17 protein-coding genes are annotated in these 22,362 nt (G+C 66.1%); 12 read left to right on the top strand and 5 right to left on the bottom strand.

The annotated features are described in order from the left end of the window. Positions 1-6: 6 nt before the first annotated feature. The gene (locus JOD97_RS07705) at positions 7-1,014 is read right to left on the bottom strand and encodes an SDR family oxidoreductase (RefSeq protein ID WP_308937226.1); all 1,008 of its coding nucleotides are present in this window, start codon (positions 1,012-1,014) and stop codon (positions 7-9) included. A 244-nt stretch (positions 1,015-1,258) separates the two neighbouring features. On the opposite strand from JOD97_RS07705, the gene JOD97_RS07700 reads away from it, so the two are divergent. From JOD97_RS07700 to JOD97_RS07690, 3 genes are read left to right on the top strand one after another with little or no spacing between them, the layout of a single operon-like run. Then, positions 1,259-2,479: an efflux RND transporter periplasmic adaptor subunit gene (locus JOD97_RS07700; protein ID WP_209714852.1), complete on the top strand. Its 1,221-nt coding sequence runs from the start codon at positions 1,259-1,261 to the stop codon at positions 2,477-2,479. A gap of 11 nt (positions 2,480-2,490) precedes the next feature. After that, positions 2,491-5,823: an efflux RND transporter permease subunit gene (locus tag JOD97_RS07695; protein WP_209714850.1), complete on the top strand. Its 3,333-nt coding sequence runs from the start codon at positions 2,491-2,493 to the stop codon at positions 5,821-5,823. Further along, complete coding sequence (locus JOD97_RS07690; RefSeq protein WP_209714847.1) at positions 5,820-7,253, top strand: efflux transporter outer membrane subunit; 1,434 nt, start codon at positions 5,820-5,822, stop codon at positions 7,251-7,253. Before JOD97_RS07695 ends, JOD97_RS07690 begins: the two co-directional genes overlap by 4 nt. A gap of 30 nt (positions 7,254-7,283) precedes the next feature. Here JOD97_RS07690 and JOD97_RS07685 read toward each other — a convergent pair whose 3' ends face one another. Next, positions 7,284-8,486, bottom strand: a complete 1,203-nt coding sequence (locus JOD97_RS07685; RefSeq protein ID WP_209714844.1) for a hypothetical protein — start codon at positions 8,484-8,486, stop codon at positions 7,284-7,286. 31 nt (positions 8,487-8,517) lie between these two features. Further along, complete coding sequence (locus tag JOD97_RS07680) at positions 8,518-9,135, bottom strand: ABC transporter ATP-binding protein (RefSeq protein WP_209714841.1); 618 nt, start codon at positions 9,133-9,135, stop codon at positions 8,518-8,520. A 225-nt stretch (positions 9,136-9,360) separates the two neighbouring features. Between JOD97_RS07680 and JOD97_RS07675 the strand changes: the two genes are divergently transcribed. Further along, on the top strand, positions 9,361-9,924 hold the full coding sequence (locus JOD97_RS07675; protein WP_209714838.1) for a hypothetical protein: 564 nt from the start codon (positions 9,361-9,363) through the stop codon (positions 9,922-9,924). 46 nt (positions 9,925-9,970) lie between these two features. Here the strand turns inward: JOD97_RS07675 and JOD97_RS07670 are convergent, their stop codons facing one another. Continuing rightward, positions 9,971-10,477, bottom strand: a complete 507-nt coding sequence (locus JOD97_RS07670; protein ID WP_229264223.1) for a MarR family winged helix-turn-helix transcriptional regulator — start codon at positions 10,475-10,477, stop codon at positions 9,971-9,973. 22 nt (positions 10,478-10,499) lie between these two features. Between JOD97_RS07670 and JOD97_RS07665 the strand changes: the two genes are divergently transcribed. Beyond that, positions 10,500-11,222 (top strand): siderophore-interacting protein, encoded by a 723-nt coding sequence (locus JOD97_RS07665; RefSeq protein WP_209714835.1) that lies wholly within the window; start codon positions 10,500-10,502, stop codon positions 11,220-11,222. Between the two features lie 15 nt (positions 11,223-11,237). Here the strand turns inward: JOD97_RS07665 and JOD97_RS07660 are convergent, their stop codons facing one another. After that, entirely contained in the window at positions 11,238-11,900 is a 663-nt protein-coding gene (locus tag JOD97_RS07660; protein WP_209714833.1) for a DUF3313 domain-containing protein, read from the bottom strand. 172 nt (positions 11,901-12,072) lie between these two features. Here JOD97_RS07660 and JOD97_RS07655 point away from each other — a divergent pair, with 172 nt between their 5' ends. The 7 genes from JOD97_RS07655 to JOD97_RS07625 all read left to right on the top strand — a co-directional run bounded on the left by JOD97_RS07655 (position 12,073) and on the right by JOD97_RS07625 (position 22,325). Beyond that, on the top strand, positions 12,073-12,690 hold the full coding sequence (locus JOD97_RS07655) for a TetR/AcrR family transcriptional regulator (protein WP_209714831.1): 618 nt from the start codon (positions 12,073-12,075) through the stop codon (positions 12,688-12,690). 107 nt (positions 12,691-12,797) lie between these two features. Continuing rightward, positions 12,798-13,043, top strand: coding sequence for a hypothetical protein (locus JOD97_RS07650; RefSeq protein ID WP_209714828.1), 246 nt, complete (start codon positions 12,798-12,800; stop codon positions 13,041-13,043). 314 nt (positions 13,044-13,357) lie between these two features. Beyond that, a complete protein-coding gene (locus JOD97_RS07645; protein ID WP_229264222.1) occupies positions 13,358-13,900 on the top strand; it encodes a gluconokinase in 543 nt (180 codons plus the stop codon). A gap of 94 nt (positions 13,901-13,994) precedes the next feature. Further along, entirely contained in the window at positions 13,995-17,006 is a 3,012-nt protein-coding gene (locus JOD97_RS07640; RefSeq protein ID WP_229264221.1) for a TonB-dependent siderophore receptor, read from the top strand. Between the two features lie 21 nt (positions 17,007-17,027). Beyond that, a complete protein-coding gene (locus tag JOD97_RS07635) occupies positions 17,028-18,392 on the top strand; it encodes a gluconate:H+ symporter (RefSeq protein WP_229264220.1) in 1,365 nt (454 codons plus the stop codon). A gap of 11 nt (positions 18,393-18,403) precedes the next feature. Beyond that, complete coding sequence (locus JOD97_RS07630; protein ID WP_209714825.1) at positions 18,404-21,439, top strand: glycosyl hydrolase family 28-related protein; 3,036 nt, start codon at positions 18,404-18,406, stop codon at positions 21,437-21,439. Further along, positions 21,429-22,325: an alpha/beta hydrolase gene (locus tag JOD97_RS07625; RefSeq protein ID WP_209714823.1), complete on the top strand. Its 897-nt coding sequence runs from the start codon at positions 21,429-21,431 to the stop codon at positions 22,323-22,325. Before JOD97_RS07630 ends, JOD97_RS07625 begins: the two co-directional genes overlap by 11 nt. Positions 22,326-22,362: the final 37 nt, after the last annotated feature.

Genomic DNA, 22,362 nt, shown 5'->3' with positions numbered 1-22,362 from the left:
CTCGCGTCAGCGCGGCGGACGCGCCAGCAGCTTCCACGCGGCCAGCGCCGCGCCGCCGAACAGCAGCGCCGTCGTCAGGGGCCCGGAGCGCAAGGCCACCGCGGTGTAGGGCGAACGCTCGTGCACCCGGCTGTAGGTGGCCCCGAGCCGCTGCCGCAGTTCCAGGCTGTCGGCCGCGTGCAGCGTGTCGTGGCGGTCGGGCGGGGCGGGCCGGTCCGATTCCTGCTGCTTGAACATGGTCGCTTTCATATAGTGGTCGAACAGGCGCGGCATGTGGAAGCTGCCCACGGCGATCATCTTGGCCGCGCCGCCCACGTAGACGTCGCGCTGCGGGTGCTGGGTGGCGTGCAGGATGGCGCTGGCGACGACCTCCGGCGCGTACAGCGGCGGCGGCAGGCGCGGTTCGTGCCGCAGATAGTTTTTGGCGTGCGCGATCAGCATCGTGTCGATGGCGGCCGGCTTGATCAGCGTGACCGAGATCGGCACCTGGTCTTTTTCGATTTCCATGCGCAGCGAATCGGTGAAGCCCTTGACCGCGTGCTTGGAGGCCGAGTAGATGCCTTGCAGCGGCACGGCGCGGTCCGACACTTCGCTGCCCAGGTTGATCAGCGCGCCGCCGTCGCGCTTCATGCGGCGCAGCGCCTCCAGCGAGCCGTGCACCACGCCCCAGAAATTGGTCTGGAACAGGCGTTGCCGGTCTTCGTCGGTGACGTCCTCGTGGCGCCCGAAAATCGACACGCCGGCGTTGTTGACCCAGCTATCGACGCGGCCGAAGCGGTCGATGGCCGCCTGGCCCAGCTTTTCGACCTCGGCGCGCTCGCCGACGTCGGTGGGCACGGCCAGCGCCTCGGCGCCGCGCGCGGCCAATTCGTCGGCCAGTTGATGCAGGGCGTCGGCGCTGCGCGCGGCCAGCACCAGTTTGGCGCCGGCTTCGGCCGCCATGCGCGCCGTCGTCAGCCCGATGCCGCTGGTGGCGCCGGTGATCACCATGACTTGTTCAGATAGCTTTTTCAAAGGAACTTCCATCATCGACCTCGCTAGGTGACCAATATTGTGTCACGCGGGGGCCGGTGGCGATGTAGGACTGCCACTTGCAAGCCGGTAGGAAGCGCTGTGGCGGGTTTTTCGGTCTTTTCCTCGTCTTGTAGTCCTTGCCGAATTTAAAGTTAATGACAGGCCAACATTTTTTTGTCAGAATTCATTACTTTATTAGTATCAACCAGCAACTCACGCTCGTCACCTTTACCGGGAGTCAACGATGGAAATTCTGGCCGCACTGTCCCGCTCGCGCTGGGCGAAACATTCCTTGTTGTGCGGCCTTGCGCTGACCTTGGCCGCCTGCGGCAAGGGCGACGGCGCCGGCCAGCACGCCGGCGGTCCGCCGCCGGTGTCGGTGGCGCCGGTGGTGCAGCGCGACGTGCAGGAGTTCGACGAGTTCACGGCCCGGCTGGAGGCGCCCGACACGGTCGACATCCGCTCGCGCGTGGCCGGCATGCTGACCAAGGTGCATTTCCGCGAGGGGCAGGTCGTCAAGAAGGGCGACAAGCTGTTCACCATCGATCCGCGTCCCTTCGCCGCCGAGACGGCGCGGCTGGAGGCGCAACTGCTGGCCGCCAAGACCCAGGGTGAGTTGAACAGGACCGAGCTGGCGCGCGCCGAAAAACTGGTGGCGGTGCGCGGCGTGAGCCAGCAGGAGATCGACCAGCTGCGCGCCGCGCTGGCGAGCGCCCAGGCCAACGTCAAGGCGGCCGAGGCGGCGCTGGCGCAGGCCAGGCTCAATCTGGAGTTCACCAACATCACGGCGCCGGTGACGGGCCGCACCTCGCGCGCCAATATCACCGAGGGCAACCTGGTGAGCGTCGGCGATCCGGTGTTGACGACGTTGGTGTCGAGCGACCGTGTCTACGCCTACTTCGACGCCAGCGAGGCGATCTACCTGAAATACATGCGCTCCGCGCGCGAGGGCTCGCGGCCGTCGTCGCGCGAGGCGCCCAACGCGGTGCGTCTGGGCCTGGCCAACGAGGAGGGCTACCCGCATGAGGGCAAGATGGACTTCGTCGACAACCGCCTTAATCCGGCCACCGCCTCGATGCGCGGGCGCGCCGTGTTCGACAACAAGGACGGCCTGTACACGCCCGGCCTGTTCGCGCGCCTGCAGCTGGTCGGCAGCGGCAAGTATTCCGCGACGATGGTGCCCGACCGCGCCATCACCACCGACCAGACGCGCAAGGTGGTGCTGGTGGTCGGCAAGAACAACATCGTCGACCAGCGCGAGGTCAAGACCGGCGCGCTGATCGGCGGCATGCGCGCGGTCACCGGCGTCAAGGCCGGCGAACTGGTGATCGTCGACGGCCTGCTGCGCGCCTTCCCGGGCGCCCCCGTCACGCCGCAGCAGGTCAAGCTCGATGAAAACGGCCGGCCATTACCGGCGGCGGCGCCGCCGGGCGCCCCCGCCGCTCCCGCCGTCGCCAAGAGCTGAGGGGCGCACGCATGGATATCTCACGGTTTTTCATCGATCGTCCGCGCTTCGCCACCGTTTTATCGCTGTTCATTTTCCTGGTCGGCGTGCTGGCCATTTTCCAGCTGCCGATTTCGGAGTATCCCGAAGTGGCGCCGCCGCAGATCGTCGTGCGCGCCCAGTTCCCGGGCGCCAATCCGCGCGTGATTTCGGAAACCGTGGCCGCGCCGCTGGAGGAGCAGATCAACGGCCTGGAACACATGCTGTACTTCGAAAGCCGCGCCACCGCCGACGGCAGCATGGCGCTGACGGTGACCTTCAAGATCGGCACCGTGCCGGAGCAGGCCGAGACGGCGGTGCAGAACCGCATCAACCGCGCCTTGCCGCGGCTGCCGGAGATCGTGCGCACCATCGGCGTGACGACCGAGAAGCAGTCGCCCAACCTGACCATGGTGGTGCACATGGTCAGTCCCGACAACAGCCACGACGCCCTCTATCTGCGCAACTACGCCAACCTGAATGTGCGCGACGACCTGCTGCGCATCCCGGGCATGGGGTCGGTGCTGCAGTTCGGCGCCGGCGATTACGCGATGCGGGTGTGGCTCAATCCCCAGCAACTGGCCGGTCGCGGCATGACCGCCGGCGACGTGGTGGCGGCGATCCGCGAGCAGAACGCGCAGGTGGCGGCGGGCGTGGTCGGTTCGCCGCCGGCGCCCGACGACACCGACTTCCAGCTGCAGGTCAACGCGCAGGGGCGCCTGATCACGGAGGAGGATTTTTCCAACATCATCGTGCGCAGCGATCCGGCCAGCGGCGCGGTGGTGCGGGTCAAGGATGTCGGCCGGGTCGAGATGAGCGCCAGCACCTATTCGCTGCGTAGCCTGCTCAATAACAAGGAGGCGGCGGCGATCGCCATCTTCCAGGCGCCCGGCTCGAACGCGCTGCAGCTGTCGGACGACGTGCGGGCGACGATGGCGCGCCTGAAGGCCAACTTCCCCAAGGGCGTCGACTACAGCATCGTCTACGACCCGACCCGCTTCGTGCAGACCTCCATCGAAAAGGTGGTGCACACGCTGATCGAGGCGGTGCTGCTGGTGGTGCTGGTGGTGATCATCTTCCTGCAGACCTGGCGCGCGTCGGTGATTCCGCTGCTGGCGGTGCCGGTGTCGATCGTCGGCACCTTCGCCGTGCTGCTGTTGCTCGGGTATTCGATCAACACGCTGACCTTGTTCGGACTGGTGCTGGCGATCGGTATCGTGGTCGACGACGCCATCGTGGTGGTGGAGAACGTCGAGCGCAACATCGCCGACGGCCTGACGCCGCACGACGCCACGGTGCGCGCAATGAACGAGGTCAGTGGGCCGATCATCGCCATCGCGCTGGTGCTGTGCGCGGTGTTCATTCCGCTCACCTTCGTGCCCGGGCTGTCCGGCCAGTTCTACAAGCAGTTCGCCGCCACCATCGCCATTTCGACGGTGATCTCGGCGTTCAACTCGCTGACCCTGTCGCCGGCGCTGGCGGCGATGCTTTTGCGCCCCCACGACGCGCCCAAGGACCGGCTCTCGCGCGGCATGGACAAGGTGTTCGGCCGCTTCTTCCACTGGTTTAATTGCATGTTCCAGCGCCGCAGCGCGGCCTACAGCCGGGGCGTGACCGGTCTGCTGGGACGCAAGTCGCTGGCGCTGGTGGTGTACGGCGTGCTGCTGGTGCTGACCGGGCTGCTGTTCACGCGCATCCCGAGCGGCTTCGTGCCGGCGCCGGACAAGCAGTATCTGATCGGCGTGGCGCAGCTGCCGGCCGGCTCCTCGCTGTCACGCACCGAGAAGGTGATCCGCGACATGAGCGACATCGCGCTCAAGGTGCCGGGCATCACCGATTCGATCGCCTTCCCGGGGCTGTCGATCGCCGGCTTCTCGGCCTCGCCCAACGAGGGCATCGTCTTCTTCGGCCTGGCGCCGTTCGAGAAGCGCACCTCGGGCGACCTGTCGAAGGACGCGATCCTGGGCAAGGTCAATGGCGCGATCCAGCAGATCCAGGGCGCGCGCATGTTCGTGGTGCCGCCGCCGGCGGTCGACGGCCTCGGTAACGCCGGCGGCTTCAAGGTGCAGGTGCAGGATCGCGGTAGCCAGGGCGAGCAAGCCCTGTACGGCGCGATCTGGGGCGTGCTCGGTCAGATCTACGGCAATCCGAAATCGAGCATCGGCACGCCGTATTCGACCTACGACATCAACGTGCCACAGCTGTTCGCGGACGTCGACCGCACCAAGGCCAAGCAAATGGGCTTGCCGCTGCAGGATATCTACGACACCTTGCAGATCAATCTGGGCTCGCTGTACGTCAACGACTTCACCCGCTTCGGCAAGACCTACCAGGTGGTGGTGCAGGCCGACGCGCCGTTCCGCTCCCGCGCCGACAGCATCGCGCGGCTGGAGACGCGCAACGCGGCCGGACAGATGGTGCCGCTGGGCTCCGTCATGCAGGTCAATCCGACCTTCGGCCCGACCCGCGTGACGCGCTACAACGGCTTCCCTTCGGCCGACATCAACGGCGCCGCCAATCCGGGCTTCTCCAGCGGCCAGTCGGAGGCGGAGATCGAACGCATGGTCAAGAATCTGCCGCGCGGCATGTCGTACGAGTGGACCGACCTGGCCTACCAGGACCGGCTGACGCGTTCCGTGAACCTGCCGGGCCTCGACATCAAGATCCCGACCCTGGGCGCGGTGCTGTTCCTGTCGGTGGTGCTGGTGGTGCTGGTGCTGACGGCGCAGTATGAAAGCTGGAGCCTGCCGCTGGCCATCATCATGATCGTTCCGATGTGTATCCTGTCGGCGCTGTTCGGGGTGTGGCTGTCGCACTTCCCGCCGTTCGGCCAGGCGGGCGATTTGAATCTGTTCACGCAGGTGGCGCTGGTGGTGCTGGTCGGCCTGGCGTGCAAGAACGCGATCCTGATCGTGGAATTCGCCAAGGAGCTGGAAGAGCAGGGCAAATCGATGATGGACGCGGTGATCGAGGCTTGCCATCTGCGCCTGCGGCCGATTCTGATGACGTCGATCGCGTTTTGCGCCGGCGTGGTGCCGCTGATCCTCGGCAGCGGCGCGGGCAGCGAAATGCGCCGCGCGATGGGGATCGCGGTGTTCTCCGGCATGGTCGGCGTGACCTTGTTCGGCATCTTCCTGACGCCGGTGTTCTACGCGCTGCTGCGCAAGGGCACCGAGAAACGCCGCGCCCACGCGATGGAACTGCGGCGCGAGATCGACGCCGCCGCGCATCCGTTCCACGCCGGCGTGGACGACGCCGGACCGGCCGGGGCGCCGGGTGCGCACAGGGCTCCTTCCGCGCACGAGCCACGCAAGGAGGACTTATGATCACGTCTCGCCGCATGGCCCGCCTGCGTCCGGCCGGCATCGCCGCACTTGCATCCTTCGTCGCGCTGGCGCTGGGCGCCTGTTCCAGCGCGCCGCCGGTCAAGCACTTCGAACCGGTGCTGGGCGCCGGCTTCACCAACGCGCCGGCCGGCGTCAAGGCCGAGCAGCCGGTCAGCCGGTTCTGGCGCGGCTTCAACGATCCGCTGCTCGACAGCCTGGTCGAGCGGGCGCTGTCGGCCAACACCGACGTGCGCTCGGCCGCCGCCAGCCTGCGCGAGGCGCGCGCGCTGAACCGCTTCGCCGACGCCAATCTGCTGCCCAGCATCGGCGTCAACGCCGGCGCCGCGCGCATCCGCGGGCCGAACGACGCCGGTGTCGTCAGCACCAACAACAACTACTCCGCCGGGCTGGATGTCAGCTGGGAGGTCGACCTGTTCGGCCGCCTGGGCGACGCCCGGCGCGCGGCCGAGGCCAATGTGCTGGCCGGAGCGGCCGGTGTTCGGGCGGCGCAGGTGAGCGTGGCGGCGGAGGTGGCGCGCAACTACTTCGACCTACGCGGCCTGCAGGAGCAGTTGCGGGTGGCCGTCTCCTCGCTGGAGACGCAGAACGAGGCGCTCAAGCTGGTCGACGCCCGGCTCGACGTCGGACGCGGCACGGCGCTCGACAGCGAACGCGCGCGGGCGCTGGTCAAGTCGACGGCGGCCAACATACCGGCGCTGGAATCGGCGCTGATCCGCACCCGTTACCGCATCGCCATGCTGTGCGGCCAGCAGCCGACGGCGCTCGACGCCGAACTGGAGCCGGTGAAGGCCTTGCCAGGATTGCAGGCGGTGGAGCTGTCGGCGGTCGGATCGCCGGCGGAGCTGTTGCGGCGGCGCCCGGACATTCAATTGGCCGAGGCGCAGGTCAGCGCGGCGGCGGCGCAGGTGGGCGTGGCGCGCAGCGCGCTGTTCCCGCAGGTGGTGCTGGGCGGGACCTTGGGGCAGAACGCGCAGCACCTGAGCGAGTTGGCCAAGGGGCCGGCGTATGTCTACAACCTGGGCGCGCAGCTGACGTGGAACTTGCTGGACTTCGGCCGCATCCGCGCGCAGATCGCGGCGGCCGATGCGCGCAGCGAGGGCGCGATGATCGCCTACGAGCGCGCGGTGCTGGCGGCGCTGGAGGAAACCGAGGGCGCGCTGGCGGCGTACACGCGCAGCCAGCGGCAGGCGGCGTTGCTGTACGAGGCGGCGCAGTCGTCGGAACAGGCGGCGCTGATCGCGCGCGAGCGCTTCGCGGTCGGCTCGACCGATTTCCTGACGGTGCTCGACGCCGAGCGCGAACTGCTGACGGCGCGCGACCGGCTGGCGCAATCGCAGGCGGGGGCGGCGACCACGCTGGTGGCGGTGTACAAGGCGCTGGCGGGTGGATGGGACGTGCCGGGGCAATAGGCCGCCGACGGCGGGTTCCGGTACGAATAACTAAAGGGAGAGCAGGGCGATCTGGGCAAAGCATGCCGTCGCCACCACCGCTACTTTCGGAAGAAAACCCCGGGCGCGGGCGCTGAGATTGAGCTGCGCACACACCGCCAGCGTCGCCACCCCGACAGGGAACAGCGCCAGCACCAGCGGCGACTTTCCATGCGGGTACAGCGCGGTCGCCAGCGGCAGGCACGCCAGACTCAACAGCGTGCCGAGCACCAGCAGCATGGCGGTGTGCAACTGGTGCCCGGCCACCCCAAGCGCGCGGTGCAGCGGCAGCATCGGCGCGTGCAGCGCCGCCAGATCGACGGCCAGGCCGGACAGGTTGAAGATCAGCGGCGGCCAGGCGAGGCACAGCAGCGCGACGCGGCTGCTGGCGTCGTCGAGCGCACTCAAACCGAGCAAGCGGTTCAACAGCAGCGGCCATGCCATGCACAGCAGCAGACGCACATGCTGGGCCAGCTGGCTGACCCTGAACAGGTGGCGCAGATCGATCGCCGCCAGATTGAGGATGCGGGCGCGGCCGGCGCCCAGGCGCAATACGCGCGGCACCACTGCCATGCCGCGCATGCCGGGGCCGGGCGAGCGGATCAGGCAGGCCAGGGCGGTGCCGGCGCCGCCGGCCGCCATTGCGGCGAACAGCCACGGCGATAATCCGCCGGCGCGCAACGCCATGCCGGCCACGTCGAACAGCAGGCAGCCGGCGGCGGCGCGCCACGATCCCCTCAACCACAGCGCCTGGAACAGCGGCAGCTGCAACGCCAGGGCGGCCACGATCGCCACGGCCGCCGGATCGCCGCGCAACGAGAAGATGGCGGCGGCAAACGGCAGCCACAACGGCAGGTCGGCCACCGCCAGCACCGCCAGGTCGACCCGCAGCGCCATGCTGGCGCCGAGCGGCATGGCGCGCAGGTGGCGCCAGGCGCCGGCGCCGTCGAGCGCGTGCGCCTGCAAGCCGGTCCACAACCAGGCGAACAGGGTCACCAGGCCCAGCGCGCCCAGCGCCAGCCCGTCCCACCCTGGCGCGGCCATGACCGCCACCGGCCGGCCGAGCCAGTAGATTTGTTCGGGCAGCGGCATCAGGGCCGGCGACAGCATAAACAGCAGGAACAGGACGTTTTGCCAGCGCCGCTCCAGCAACCGCAGGGACGTGACGCGGAAATGCGTCAGGCGCCAGCGCCACAGCCGGCCGAAGGTGCTCATGCCGGTTCCCCGCCGCCCGTCGCCGCGCTCATTACGCTTCCAGCGCGTGCAATTGCACCGCCGTGACGTCGAGCTGCCGTTGTTGCGCCGGATCATGGTAGCTCAGCACCACCAGGCCTTGCTGCCGGTGGCGCGCCAGCGCGTCGCGCAAGACGTCGAACGAAGCCAGGTCGAGGCCGTTGGTGGGTTCGTCGAGGATCAGGATAGCGGCCTCGCAGATCAAGCCGGCGGTGAGCATGAACTTCCTCGCCGTGCCGAGCGACATGCTGTCGATGCGCATGTCGAGCAAGTGCGCGATGTTGAAGCGCTCCAGCAGCTCGCGCTCGCGCCCGAGGTCGCAGGGGCGGATGGACTTGACGAAGTCGAGCCACTCGCGTCCGCTTAAAAACGGATACACCGGGCAGCCGTCGGGAACGTAGGAAACCACCTCCAGCGCGGCTTGGTGGGCGTGCACCAGGCTGCGGCCATTTAGCACGATATCGCCCGCGCTGGGCGCGCTGGCTCCGGCCAACATGGAGAGCAAGGTGGTTTTGCCTGAGCCGTTCGGCCCGCAGATGCAGATGGCGCCGCGCGGTCCCCATTCGAACGCCAAGCTCCTGAACACGGTCTGTGCTCCCAGGCTTTTGGACAAGCCGGACACCTGTATCATCGATCATCTTTCATCATTGCTCTCATCCGAACTGCGTCAGCGACGGGGTCAGCGACGGGGTCACAGCGACGGGGTCAAGTCTAACATTCGTACACGTCCTGATCAGCGACGGGGTCAAGTCTAACATTCGTACACGTCCTGATCGGTAAGTGCACGATAGGAGTACCTTGGTATCGCAGGCGTTGCCGGGAGGCCGATGCTGACCAAAGATGTGTACGTGTCTGAATGTTAGACTTGACCCCCAAGGTTTCCGACCCCCAAGGTTTCCCAAGGTTTTCCCGAGGTTTTATGATGCGTTTTGTTTTTAAAGCGGCGGCGGTCTTTGCGCTGGCTACCGGGTCTGGCGTAGCAGATGCCGCTTGTAACGCGATGCCTGGCTCGGGTGAATTTGCTTCCCTTAAATCGGTGGTGAAGCTTGCCGTGGCTAGCAGCGCGGCCGTCTTCAACGGCATCGTCACCGCGATCGAATACATTCCGGCCCAGGACCACGCGGAGAGCGGTCTTGAAAGCCAAGTGGTGAGAGTGGCCGCCCACTCGTGGTGGAAAGGGGTCGAAAGTCGTGACGTCACGCTTTACACGGCCAATCACAGAAACGCTGCCGGAGATATAGGATTCGAAGCCCATGAGTATCCGTATGAAGTGGGCAAGTCGTATCTGATTTACGCGTACGAGTCACGTGGCCATCTTTTTGCTAATATTTGCACCCGGACCAGAACTATAGGGAAGGCTAACGACGAGATTCTGGTCCTCGATGCGTTGAAGGCTGAGGGCGGTTGGTCGCAACCGTGAATATACGCCGCCGGCCGCGCAGGCATGGCCGATTACGCGCTGCGCGCTAATCCGCCCTACGTGTCTCCGCAGGTTCGGCGCGTTCGAGGTTGGCGCGCACGCGTTGTAGTAGCGACTGCAATTGCGCGCATTCTTTTGCGCTCATGCCGGCCACCGCCAGGCTCGATACCTCGGCGCCCAATTCCTGCAGCCCTTGAATCACCGTCATGCCCTCGTCGGTCAGCCGCAGCCGTGCGCTGCGGCGGTCGCTTTCATCGACTTGCGCGTCGAGCAGCTTCTTGTCGCGCAGCCCCCGCATCAGGCGCGCCAGTTGCGCCTTGTCGCGCCCCGAATGCGCGACCAGCTCGCTCTGGCTGGCGCCCGGATGCTTGGCGAAAAATCCCAGCACCTTGTATTCCATGTGCGTGAGCTCGTGACCGGTGTCGCGCAGGCTGCGCAGCTGCATCGACCGGTACATGTGCATCAGCGAGTGGATCGAGTCGAAAATAGCCTCGGCCGGACCGCTGCCAAATTGGTTGACAAGGTTAACTTGTTTCTGCAGAATAGGGGACATTGTCAACTAACAGGTGATTTGTATGAATGATAAACGTATTCAGCGAGTTCGCCACGAACTCAAGCCGCGCGAAGTGACGGTCAGCGAGGTGCGGCAGCTGGCGCCGAATTTCGTTAGCGTAACATTCAAAGGCGAGAGCCTGCACGATTTCGTCTCTTTGTCGTATGACGATCACGTCAAGTTCATCCTGCACGATGCCGCCGGCGAGCGCGTGATGCGCGACTATACCCCGCGCCGCTACGACCGCGACGCGCGCGAGCTCACATTGGAATTCGCGCTGCACACAGAGGGGCATATGACCGATTGGGCGCGCCAGGCGCGGGTTGGCCAGCAGGCCGTCATCGGTGGTCCCAAGGGATCGATGATCATCCCGACCGATTATGCTTGGCACATCCTCGCCGGCGACGCCACCGCCTTGCCGGCGATCCGCCGCCGGCTGGAGGAACTGCCGGCGGCGGCCGATGTGCTGGTGCTGGTGACCGGCGAGGAGGCCGCCGCCCTGGAATTTGCCAGCGCCGCGCGGCTGCGCGTGCAGCTGGCGCCGACGCCGGAGGACGTCGTCGAGGCCTTCCGCGCCATGCGACTGCCGGAAGGCGACGGCTTTATCTGGTGCGCGGGCGAGGCGCGCATGGCCAGCCAGGTGCGCGACATCCTGTTCGTCGACAAGGCTTTCCCGCGCGAGGCGGCGCGCATTTCCGCCTACTGGAAGCAGGGCGCGTCCGCCCACCACGAGAACCTCGAATAGCCGGCGACGCCGCCGTTATTGCAGCTGCGCGAGCAGCGCCTCGGCGCCGCTGCGCACGCCGGCCCTGGAGGCGTCCATCAGTCCCAGACTGGCGCCAAGGTTGTACGGGCCGGGATACTGCTTGGTGACGTAGGCGTTGAGCAGCTGGTTGGTGGAGGCGTCGTACAGCTCCACCGCGTACATCACCGAGCCGGTGAACGCGCCTTCCTTGCCGCGCACCGCCTGCACCGCGTTGTACGGCCCCCCGGCCAGATCGAAGCGCGACGCCGTGCTCAGAAAACGGGTGCTGGACTTGGCCCCCGTCAGCGTGAGCTTCAGGCGCAGCGTGTCGCGGCCGACGTCGCGGGTGAGGTTGAAGCGGCCGCGCAGTTTGGCTTCGAATTCGCTCTGCATGTAGGCGGCCAGCGCCGCCTTGTCCGCCTCCGTCACCTCTTCAAACTGGCTGTCCTGGCCGCGATACACCACCACCGGATCGACGATGATGTTCCGATAGTCCCGCAGATTCGCTTGCGTGATGTAGTTGTAGGGGATGCGTCCGGTCTGGTCGTTGGTGTTGGGTCGCAGTTGGCTCGACGACGCCAGGCCGGCGTATGGCACCGGTTGGGTGCTGGCGCAGCCGGCGAGCGCGAGGCAAACGGCCGATAACAGGGGAGCGGTGGACTTGAACAATGCGTGCATGGTGTGCCTTTGGATGGAGGGTTGATGTTTTAAAACTGAACCGACATGTACAGTATTGATGCGATCAATACCGGCTGTCAAGCTGAAATGGCGGCTTTCACGCCTCGGATACGCTATTCACCGTGCGAGATTTGCAATAAAATGTACGTTCTGGTTTAGATATGGGGCATCAATGAAGGTACGAACCGAGGCGCGGCGCCAAGCGATCATCGAGGCGGCGGCGGAGTTGTTCCAGGAGGCCGGCTACGAGGGCGCGTCGATGAATGAGCTGGCCAAGCGAATGGGCGGTTCGAAGGCGACGCTGTACGGCTATTTCCCGTCGAAGGAGGAGCTGTTCGGCGCGGTCGTTCGGACCGTGGCCACCGCGCACCTGTTCGACGCCACGCGCGAGCTGCCGACCGATATCGTCGGGCGCACCGCGCTGGAGATGGCGCTGATCCATTTCGGCGAGCGCATGCTGCACGTGCTGACCAACGATAAGAAGGCGCTGGCGGTGTATCGCATGGTGGTGGCCGAGGCCGGGCGCTCCGACGCCGGCCAGCTGTTCCACGACGCCGGGCCGAGCGAATCGACGGCGGTGCTGGCGTCGGTGCTGGAGTCGGCGATGGCGCGCGGCGAGATCCGCCGGGTGGACGCGACCGTGGCGGCCCGCCAGTACACGGCGCTGGTGACGGCCGAGGTGTCGGCGCGGATCTTCCAGCGCGACCCGCCGCCGTTGTCGCTCAAGGAGATCCAGCAGTTGGTGGCGCGGGCCGCCGATTTGTTCTTCGCTGGTATGACGCCACGATGACATCGCGATAGAAAAAATTGATGTGGCTAAATTGCCCAAAGTGAGCGAACGCACGCACCGGACTGGTGCAACAGGCGCACAATACGTGTCTCGTTGAGGAGATAATCATGTCCAGTAGCCACACTTTTCGTCCCGATCTGGTGTCGTCGGAGATTGTACAAACCGGTATCGAAAAGGCGGATCGGGAAGGGCCGGACAGCGCCGCCGCTTACCTGAGCGAGCGCGGCGTGCTGGAACCGGTGATCGCGCGCGTTGTGTCGGAGCCGGCGCACCGTCGCAACATGGGCCGCCTGCGCGGCAAGGACGAACATTTGCTGGCGGAAGAGGCGTCCCGCTACAAGTTCATCGTTTGAGCGGAGACACGCGCCCGCGTGTCTCCGTGGTCCGGCTGATGTTGCGGGCCTGCCACGGCCGTGCTGCACCGCGTCGCCCATATCGGCGCGGGCGTGGCCGTGCTGTTGAACGCGGCTCATATGCTGCGATGCAATATTAATAATCCTTTACAAATTTCTGCGTTGCGCTAGAGTTCACCTACCGATGATAACGCTAACTTGATGTTGGCCGACATCACCGAACCAATCCCAGTTTCAAACGAGAGAGTGCGCGCAGCAGTTGGTGCGCCTTACTCAGAATTGAAATGATAGCGCTAACTTACCCGGAGAGATGGATGGACAGTTCCAGCGGCCCGCAAGACCACCCGATACGCTGGGTCGTCATGGGCGTGAGCGGCTGCGGCAAGAGCACGGTCGGCCAAGCGCTGGCGACCGCGCGCGGCGTGGCCTTCGTCGAGGGTGATCAGTTTCATCCGCCGGCCAATGTCGCCAAGATGTCGGCCGGCCTGCCCCTATCCGATGACGACCGCGCCGACTGGCTGCTGGCGCTGCAGGCCAAGATCGGCGAGGCGCGCCAGGCCGGCGTCGGCCTGGTGCTGTCTTGCTCCTCCCTCAAGCGCCGTTATCGCGACCTGCTGCGGGCCGCCGATCCAGCGCTGCGTTTCGCCCATCTGAGCGGCGCGCGCGAACTGATCGCCGACCGCATGCTGGCGCGCGTCGGCCACTACATGCCGCCGTCGCTGCTGGATAGCCAGTTCAAGGACCTGCAACCGCTGCAGGCCGACGAGGCGGGAATCACGCTGGCCATCACGGCGCCGCCGGCGCAGCTGGTGGCGTCGATACTGGCCAGCGAGGGAGGGGCGGACGGCCGGACGTGACGGACTGGCGGCACAGGGCATCACAGGCAGCACAACGCAGCGGACCGTCAGCAGTACCGCGCGAACAATTACAGACAAAAAAACGGAGACCAACATGACTACACCTACACGCAACACCATCATGCGCCTGGCCGTCGCCAGCGCTTGCAGCTGGATCGCCTTATCAGCCCAGGCCCAGGCCCAGGCCCAAGCCGAGGCCCAGGCGCAAACCCAAACCCCGCCGGCCGGCGCGGAAGCACAGAGCGGCGCGCCGCAGGCACCGGCCGCGCCGGAAGCGGCGGCGCCGGTGCAGAATGTGGTCACCGTCTCCGGTTCGCGCATCGCCGCGCGCGGCTTCACGCAGCCGACACCGACCACCACCCTGAGCGCCGACGACCTGGCCAAGGGCGCGCAGCCGAACATCTTCAACAGCATCGCCGAGTTGCCGGCCCTGCAGGGCAGCACCGGCCGCACCACCAGCACCAACAGCACCAGCAGCGGGGTCCAGGGCCTGAGCTCATTGAGCCTGCGCGGCCTGGGCGCGATCCGCACCTTGACCCTTCTGGACGGCCAGCGCGTGGTGGGCGCCAACGTCACCGGCGTGACGGACGTCAGCCAGTTCCCGCAACTGCTGGTCAAGCGCGTGGACGTGGTGACCGGCGGCGCCTCGGCGTCGTACGGCTCGGACGCGATCGGCGGCGTCGTCAACTTCATCACCGATAAGCGCTTCCAGGGCTTCAAGGCCAACGTGATGGGCGGCCAGACCACCTATCACGACGACAAGAACGGCACCTTGCAGGCCGCGTGGGGCGACTCCTTCATGGACGACCGCCTGCATGTGCAGGTCAGCGGCGAGTACGGCCGCCAGAAGGGCATCGATTCGCCCGGCTTCGGCGAGGTCGGTCCGAACGGGCGCACCTGGTACCAGAATCCGGCGTTCCAGGTTCGCCCGCTGTCGCAGACCAAGGATGGCAAGCCGCAGTACTACTCGGTGCTGCACGCGCAGCAGTACCAGTACGCCAAGTATGGCCTGATCACCAACGGCCCGCTGCAGGGCACGGCCTTCGGCGCCAACGGCCAGCCGTACCAGTTCAACTACGGTTCCAACGGCGTGCCGACCGGCACCGGCGCGGTGACCGGCTGTATCAATCCGCTGTGCATCGGCGGGGACTTGAGCGGCAGCGTCGGCGCCGGCACCAACCTGGCGATGGATCTTACCCGCCAGGTGGCGTACACGCGCGTCGGCTTCGACATCAATCCCGATCATGAGATCTACATGACGGCCAATTTCGGCAAGGTGAAGTCGGCGTTTTCGCCGAATCCCGGCGCCGCCAAGAACGCCAACCTGACCATCCAGTGCAGCAATCCCTATCTGCCGGCGTCGATCGCCGCCGCCTGCGCCGCCAATAACATCACCAGCTTCCAGTACGGTACGGCCAACGCCATCTTCCCCGAAAATATCAACGTCCATCCGACCCGCCAGATGGAGCGCGTGGTGGTGGGCGGCACCGGCAAGTTCCAGTTGCTGGGGAAGGAGTGGTCGTATGACGCGTACGCCGAGCATGGCGCCAACAAGACCGACATCATCGTCAACGACATGACGCTGAACGCCCGCTACAACGCCGCCATCGACGCCGTGCGCGCCGCCGACGGCACCATCGTCTGCCGCAATCCGGTGGCCGCCGCATCCGGGTGCAAGCCGCTGAATATCATCGGTAACAACCCGGTCGACGCGGCCACCTGGTCGTACATCGCGCCGGAAAACGGTCCGCGCCAGCACACCCGCCAGACGCAGGACGTCGCCAGCGTCAACTTCAGCGGCGAGGCGTTCGAGTCGTGGGCCGGCCCGGTCGCGGTGGCCACCGGCGCCGAATACCGCCGCGAACACTACAAGGTCACCGGCGACCCTTACGGCAACGGCATCTTCCCGGACAGCCAGAACACCGCCGAGTATCCGGCCGATCCGCTGCTTAACACCACCGTCGGTAACAACTGGTACGCCGGTAATTACCATAACGCCAGCGGCACCTACAACGTCAAGGAAGCGTATGTGGAGCTGAACGTGCCGGTGCTGAAGTCCGCCACCTGGGGCGAGGCCAACGTCAACATGGCCGACCGCCACACCAAATACAGCACCTCCGGCCATGTGGAGAGCTGGAAGCTGGGCGCCAGCTGGAAGACCGGCATCGATGGCCTGCGCCTGCGCGCCGTGACGTCCAAGGACGTGCGCGCGCCCAACCTGAGCGAGTTGTATGCGGCGCAGGTGGTGGTCAACAACGTGGTCGCGTACCAGGGCAACACGATCGGGATCCAGCAGCGCACCGTGGGTAACACGCGCCTGCGTCCGGAGATCGCCCGCAACAACACCGCCGGCATCGTGCTGACGCAGCCATCGTGGGCGCCGGGCTTCAGCGCCTCCATCGATTACTTCGACATCAAGGTCGATGGCGTGATCTCGGCGCTGACGGCGCAGCAGGAGGTCGATTTGTGCGTGGCCGGTAATCAGGAGATCTGCGGCGCGATGGTGTTGAACAGCCCCGTGGCAAGCAATAACTACGTGACGGTGCAGGCGTTTAACCTGGCGTCGCTGCGCACCAAAGGCTACGACCTCGAAGGCGCCTACCGTATGAACCTGAAGGATTGGGGTGTGCCGGGCCGTCTGACCTTGCGCGCGCTGGTCACCCGCAATATCAGCTTCCTGACCGATCCGGGCGTGGTCGGCACGATCCCGTCGGAAGGCGCCGGCGCCAACCTGGGCGCGACGCCGAAGTGGAAAGGCCTGGCTTCGCAGTCGTGGGACACCGACAAGTACAGCCTGACGCTGACCGAACGCTGGATCAGCAAAGGCGTCTACAGCAACGAGTACATCGAGTGCCAGACCAACTGCCCGGTGTCGACCACGATCCACCCGACCATCTTCGACAACAAGATGAAGGGCGCGTTCTACGTCGACCTTGGTGGCAGCTACAAGCTGGGTGACAAGACGACCGCGTACTTCAAGATCGATAACATCGGCAATGTCGATCCGGCGCCGGCACCGCAGACCAACCTTAGCTTCGGTATCAACCCGCAGCTGTACGACGTGCTGGGTCGTGTGTACCGGGTCGGCGTGCGCTACAACTTCTAACTTTCAAGCGAGGGCGCCGTCATGAGCATCACAAGTCCATTGGCGGCGCTTTTCGGCGTGACGCCCGCATTGTGGGGGATGGTGGCGGTCGGCTTGTCGGTCGGCCTTCTAACGCTGTTGATCGCCTGGGGCAAAGTGCAGCCGCTGCTGGCGTTCGTGGTGGCCGCGCTGGCGGCGGCGCTGCTGCTTGGCATGCCGCTGGAGACCATCCCCAAATCGATCGACAAGGGCATCGGCGATCTGCTTGGATCGCTGATCGTCATCGTCTGCCTGGGCGCGGTGTTCGGCAAATTGATCGCCGACAGCGGCGCCGCCCAGCGCATCGCCAGTTACCTGATCGGCGTATTCGGCTCGGCGCGCATGCCGGTGGCGCTGACCTTGACCGGCTTCGTGGCCGGGATTCCGCTGTATTACAACGTCGGCTTCGTGCTGCTGGTGCCGCTGGTGTTCTCGCTGGTGTACCAGAGCGGGCGGCCGGCGGTGGCGCTGGCGATACCGCTGCTGGCCGGGCTGTCGATCGCGCATGGCTTCCTGCCGCCGCACCCGTCGCCGACGGCCCTGGTGGCCCAGTTCCACGCCGATATGGGCCGCACCTTGTTCTACGGGATGATCGTCGCGGTTCCAACGCTGATCATCGCCGGGCCGATATTCGCGATGACGCTCAAGCGCATCCACAGCGAACCGGCGCCGATGTTCCGCGCCGGGCTGCTGGAGGAGGCGCAGCTGCCAGGTGTTTTCAACAGCTTCGCCACAGCGCTGCTGCCGGTCTGGCTGCTGGCCTCGGCCACCGCGTTGACGCTGGTGCCGACGTCCGATCCGGCGCTGAAGTCGCTCATCACCTTCATGGCCAATCCGATGATCGTGATGCTGATCGCGCTGGCCGTGGCACTGGTGACCCTGGGACTGGCGCGCGGCAAAAGCCTGCCGTCGCTGATGTCCGGCGCGCAGGACGCGTTGCGCGATATCGCGCCCATCCTGCTGGTGATCGCCGGCGCCGGGGCGCTTAAACAGGTGCTGGTTGATTCCGGCGTCAGCGGGGAGTTGGGCCGGCAGTTGGGCGGCCTGCCGGTGCCGCCGCTGGTGCTGGGATGGCTGGTGGCCACGTTGATACGTATCTGCCTCGGCTCGGCCACCGTGGCGGGACTGACGGCTGCCGGCATCGTCGCGCCGCTGGTGCAAAGCTCGGGCATCGATCCGAGCCTGATGGTGCTGGCGATCGGCGCCGGCAGTTTGATGTGCAGCCACGTCAACGATTCCGGGTTCTGGATGTTCAAGGAGTACTTCGGCCTGTCGCTGAAGGATACCTTCCGCTCCTGGACGTTGATGGAAACGCTGGTTGGCGTCTTTGGTCTGATTTTCGTATTGCTCCTATCGATCTTTATCTAAGGACTAAGCAAATGAGATTATCTTTAACGCGGTTGTTGCTGGCAACCGTGGCGATACTGGCCGTCCCGGTGGACGGCGCCCGGGCCGCGGCCTCGGTTTCCGTCTACCAGACCATGCCGAACGACGCGCTGGCGGTCAAGGTCAAGGCCACCGGCGACGGCCGCGCCGACGATACGACCGCCATCCAGCAAGCTATCGACAGCGCGGCCAACAAGGGCGAGGGCGGGGTGGTGTTCCTGCCGTCGGGCCGCTACCGCATCACGCGCACGATCCTGATACCGCTGGCGGTGCGTCTGTACGGCGTCGGTCCGACCCGGCCGGTGCTGGTGCTGGGCGAGCGCACCCCGGGCTTCCAGAAGGGCGTCGCCAACATGGTGGTGTTCACCGGCGGCGACCAGTACAGGGTGGGCAAGGTGCCGGTTCCCGTGCCGACGGCGGTGCCGTTCAGCGAGAACGTGCGCGACGCGAACTCGTCGACGTTCTATTCGGCGATGAGCAATGTCGACTTTGAAATCGGCGACGGCAATCCGGCCGCCGCCGCCGTGCGCCTGCGCACCGCGCAGCACTCGAACCTGAGCCACATCGACTTCCATATCGGCTCCGGCCTGGCGGGCATCTACCAGGTCGGCAACGAGGGCTTCAACCTGAAGTTCTACGGCGGCCGTTACGGCATCCTGTCGGAGAAAACGTCGCCGGCATGGCAGTTCACGCTGATGGATTCGACCTTCGAAGGCCAGCGCGACGCGGCGATCCGCGAGCACGAAGCCGGCCTGACGATGATCAACGTCGCCATCCGCGATACCAAAGTGGGTATCGAGATCGATCGCGGCTACGGCGATTGGCTGTGGGGTAAGGATGTGCGCTTCGAGAATGTGTCGAAGGCGGCTGTGATCATTTCGAACGAGGACAATGTCTACACCCAGGTCGGCTTCGACAATGCCGTGGCGCGCAACACGCCGGTGTTCGCGCAGTTCCGCGACAGCGGTCGGAAGGTCGCCGCGCCGGGCGCCATCTACCGCGTCAGCGAATTCAATTATGGCTTGATGCTGCCGGGCGTGGGCAGCACCGGAAAGTTCGATACCATTTCCAAAATCGCGCCGCTGGACGCGATGCCGGCCGCGCCCAAACGCGTGCTGCGCGCGTTGCCGCCGACGACACAATGGGCCAACGCGCGCGCCCTGGGCGCCAAGGGTGACGGCCAGACCGACGACACGGCGGCGCTTCAAAAAGCCATCGACAACCACCGCGTGGTGTATCTGCCGCTGGGCTTTTACCTCGTCAACGATACGATCCGCATGAAGCCGGACACTGTGATCGTCGGGCTGCATCCGGGCCTGACGCAGCTGTTGCTGCCGAATGGCTCGCCGCTTTACGCCGGCGTGGACGGCCCCAAAGCGCTGTTGGAAAGCGCCAGGGGCGGCGATGCCATCGTCTCCGGCTTCGGGCTGGCGACCGGCGAGGTCAATCCGCGCGCGGTCGCGCTGCTGTGGAAGGCCGGCGAGCATTCGCTGGTCGACGACATCCGCATCCAGGGCGGCCACGGCACGCGCCTTTACGATGGCGTGCGCCGCGACCCGTATCAAAAACGCGCCGACTTCGATCCGACCGCGCACTGGGATCGCCAGTATCCGAGCATCTGGGTGACCGACGGCGGAGGCGGCACCTTCGTCGCGGTCTGGTCGCCGAGCACCTTCGCCCAGGCCGGGTTCTACGTTTCCGACACCAAGACGCCGGGCCGCGTCTACGAGCTCTCCGCCGAACATCATGTGCGCGCCGAGATCGTGCTCGATAACGTGGAAAACTGGGAATTCCTGGCGCCGCAAACGGAGCAGGAGGTCCGCGACGGCATGGATGCGGTGTCGCTGGAGATCCGCAACTCGCGCAACATCCTGTTCGCGAACTATCACGCCTATCGCGTCACCCGTTCGATCAAGCCGGCACCGGCGGCGGTCAAGATGACCAACTCCAGCGATATCCGATTCCGCAATGTGCACGTGAACGGCGAGAGCGGCTATGCCACCTGCGACGCCAACGGTTGCGATACCTATCTGCGCGCCAGCAAATTCCCGTTCGAGAACGCGCTGCGCGATGTCACCCACAAGCTGAACGTGCGCGAGCGCGAGTTCGCGATGCTGGACATCGTCGCCAACCCGGCGGCGCCGGCGGCCAATCCGGTCAAGGTGGAAAAGCTGGAGGACGGCTTTTATTCGATCGCCGGTGGCGTGGTCGATGCCAAGGGCAAGCTGTATTTCGTCGACCGCCGCTTCCAGCGCATCTATAGCTGGACGAAGGACAAGGGACTGGTGGTGGTGCGCGACGCGCCGCTCGATCCGGTCAACCTTGCCATCGACAACAGCGGCGCGCTGATGGTGCTGTCGTCGCACGGCGTCGAGGGCACGGTGTATTCCTTCCATCCCGATCGCCCGGCCGGCGAGATCACCTTGATCAAGCCGACGCCGGCGAAGGCCCATGCCGGCGCCAGGACCGTGGTGCCGGTCAACTTCTGGCAGAACGGCGAGTTCCGCGACCAGCTCAATCCCGAGACCTACGAGTTCACCACGCTGGCCGAGATGTTCGCGCGCGACGTCGCGCTGCCGAAAAAGCGCGAGTACGTCTCGCCCGACGGCACGCTGGTGCTGCCGGCCTACCGCGTGTTCCAGCAGGGGCCGTACGATCATCTGGGCTGGCGCTTCTCGGACACGCTCGACACGCACGGCCTGGTGTCGGCCGGGCGCAATGGCCGCGTGGTGTTCACCAACGGCTCCGAGAACCGCACCTTCAGTGGTGTGATCGGCGCCGGCGGCGGCATCACCGATCTCAAACCGGTGGCCAATCGCGGCGGCGAGAGCGCGGCCGTGGACGCGGCGGGCAATGTCTATGTCGCCAACGGCCAGATATTCGTTTATTCGCCCGATGGCAAGGAAATCGGCCGCATCGACGTGCCGGAACGCCCGCTACAGCTGATCTTCGGTGGCGAGGGCGGACGCACGCTGTTCATCCTGACTCACCGCGCGCTTTACTCGACCGGAGGCTTGAATGGTGTATAAAAAATTCGGTGGCGTGGTGCTGGCGGTCCTGATGTCCGTCTGCGTGCAGGCTGGCGCCCAACAAACACACTTGCTGTGGCCCGACGGCGCCCCGGGATCGGAGAAGCGCCACGGCGAAGCGGAGACGGTGCAAAACACCTATGTCAGCAACATCCACGATCCTTCGCTGACGGTGGCCAAGGCCGATGCGCGCCATGCCAACGGCGCCGCGGTCGTCATTGCGCCCGGCGGCGGCCATCGCATGCTGGTGTGGATGAACGAGGGCATGGTGGCGGCGAAGTCGCTCAACCGCGCCGGTGTGACGGCCTTCGTGCTGAAGTACCGGCTGGCGCGCGACCAGGGCTCCACCTACAGCATCGAGAACGACGCCGCCGCCGACCTGCGGCGCGCGGTGCGGTGGGTGAGGGCGCACGCGGCGGAATTTGGCGTCGATCCCGACCGGGTTGGCGTCATGGGCTTTTCGGCCGGCGGCGAACTGGTGTCGCTGGTGGCCGACAATCCCGCGCCGCCGGCGGGAGCGAAGCAGGACGCGGTCGACAAGCAAAGCGCGCGGCCCGACTTCCAGGTGCTGGTGTATCCAGGGCCGCTGGGCGTGCCGGCCAAGGCGGTGGCGAACGCGCCGCCGGCCTTCATCGTCGCCGGTTCGGCCGACAAATGCTGTGGCCCGCCGGCGGTGGCGCTGTATCAGCAGTTGGTGGCGGCCGGCGTGTCGGCGGAACTGCATATGTATGCCGACACCGACCATGCGTTCAATATGGGGCAGCGTTCGGAACGGTTGTCGGATGTCCACTGGCCCGATCGCCTGGCCGACTGGCTGGCCGATGGCGGCTGGCTGGTGCCGCGCGGCGGCCGCGCGCCGCAGGGTGTGCCGTCGCCGGCGCAGTGAGTAAGACGTATTGAGAAGTTGATGTCGGGCCGCCGCC

This window comes from Duganella sp. 1411, assembly GCF_017833525.1.
Taxonomy (GTDB): domain Bacteria; phylum Pseudomonadota; class Gammaproteobacteria; order Burkholderiales; family Burkholderiaceae_D; genus Rugamonas.
This window is presented reverse-complemented; position numbering and strand designations above follow the sequence as displayed.

Excerpts from the sequence above, each read along its gene's own strand:
- JOD97_RS07700 (WP_209714852.1), top strand. The coding sequence starts at position 1,259 with ATGGAAATTCTGGCCGCACTGTCCCGCTCGCGCTGGGCGAAACATTCC.
- JOD97_RS07695 (WP_209714850.1), top strand. The coding sequence starts at position 2,491 with ATGGATATCTCACGGTTTTTCATCGATCGTCCGCGCTTCGCCACCGTT.
- JOD97_RS07690 (WP_209714847.1), top strand. The coding sequence starts at position 5,820 with ATGATCACGTCTCGCCGCATGGCCCGCCTGCGTCCGGCCGGCATCGCC.
- JOD97_RS07685 (WP_209714844.1), bottom strand. The coding sequence starts at position 8,486 with ATGAGCACCTTCGGCCGGCTGTGGCGCTGGCGCCTGACGCATTTCCGC.
- JOD97_RS07680 (WP_209714841.1), bottom strand. The coding sequence starts at position 9,135 with ATGATACAGGTGTCCGGCTTGTCCAAAAGCCTGGGAGCACAGACCGTG.
- JOD97_RS07675 (WP_209714838.1), top strand. The coding sequence starts at position 9,361 with ATGTTAGACTTGACCCCCAAGGTTTCCGACCCCCAAGGTTTCCCAAGG.
- JOD97_RS07670 (WP_229264223.1), bottom strand. The coding sequence starts at position 10,477 with ATGTCCCCTATTCTGCAGAAACAAGTTAACCTTGTCAACCAATTTGGC.
- JOD97_RS07665 (WP_209714835.1), top strand. The coding sequence starts at position 10,500 with ATGAATGATAAACGTATTCAGCGAGTTCGCCACGAACTCAAGCCGCGC.
- JOD97_RS07660 (WP_209714833.1), bottom strand. The coding sequence starts at position 11,900 with ATGCACGCATTGTTCAAGTCCACCGCTCCCCTGTTATCGGCCGTTTGC.
- JOD97_RS07655 (WP_209714831.1), top strand. The coding sequence starts at position 12,073 with ATGAAGGTACGAACCGAGGCGCGGCGCCAAGCGATCATCGAGGCGGCG.
- JOD97_RS07650 (WP_209714828.1), top strand. The coding sequence starts at position 12,798 with ATGTCCAGTAGCCACACTTTTCGTCCCGATCTGGTGTCGTCGGAGATT.
- JOD97_RS07645 (WP_229264222.1), top strand. The coding sequence starts at position 13,358 with ATGGACAGTTCCAGCGGCCCGCAAGACCACCCGATACGCTGGGTCGTC.
- JOD97_RS07640 (WP_229264221.1), top strand. The coding sequence starts at position 13,995 with ATGACTACACCTACACGCAACACCATCATGCGCCTGGCCGTCGCCAGC.
- JOD97_RS07635 (WP_229264220.1), top strand. The coding sequence starts at position 17,028 with ATGAGCATCACAAGTCCATTGGCGGCGCTTTTCGGCGTGACGCCCGCA.
- JOD97_RS07630 (WP_209714825.1), top strand. The coding sequence starts at position 18,404 with ATGAGATTATCTTTAACGCGGTTGTTGCTGGCAACCGTGGCGATACTG.
- JOD97_RS07625 (WP_209714823.1), top strand. The coding sequence starts at position 21,429 with ATGGTGTATAAAAAATTCGGTGGCGTGGTGCTGGCGGTCCTGATGTCC.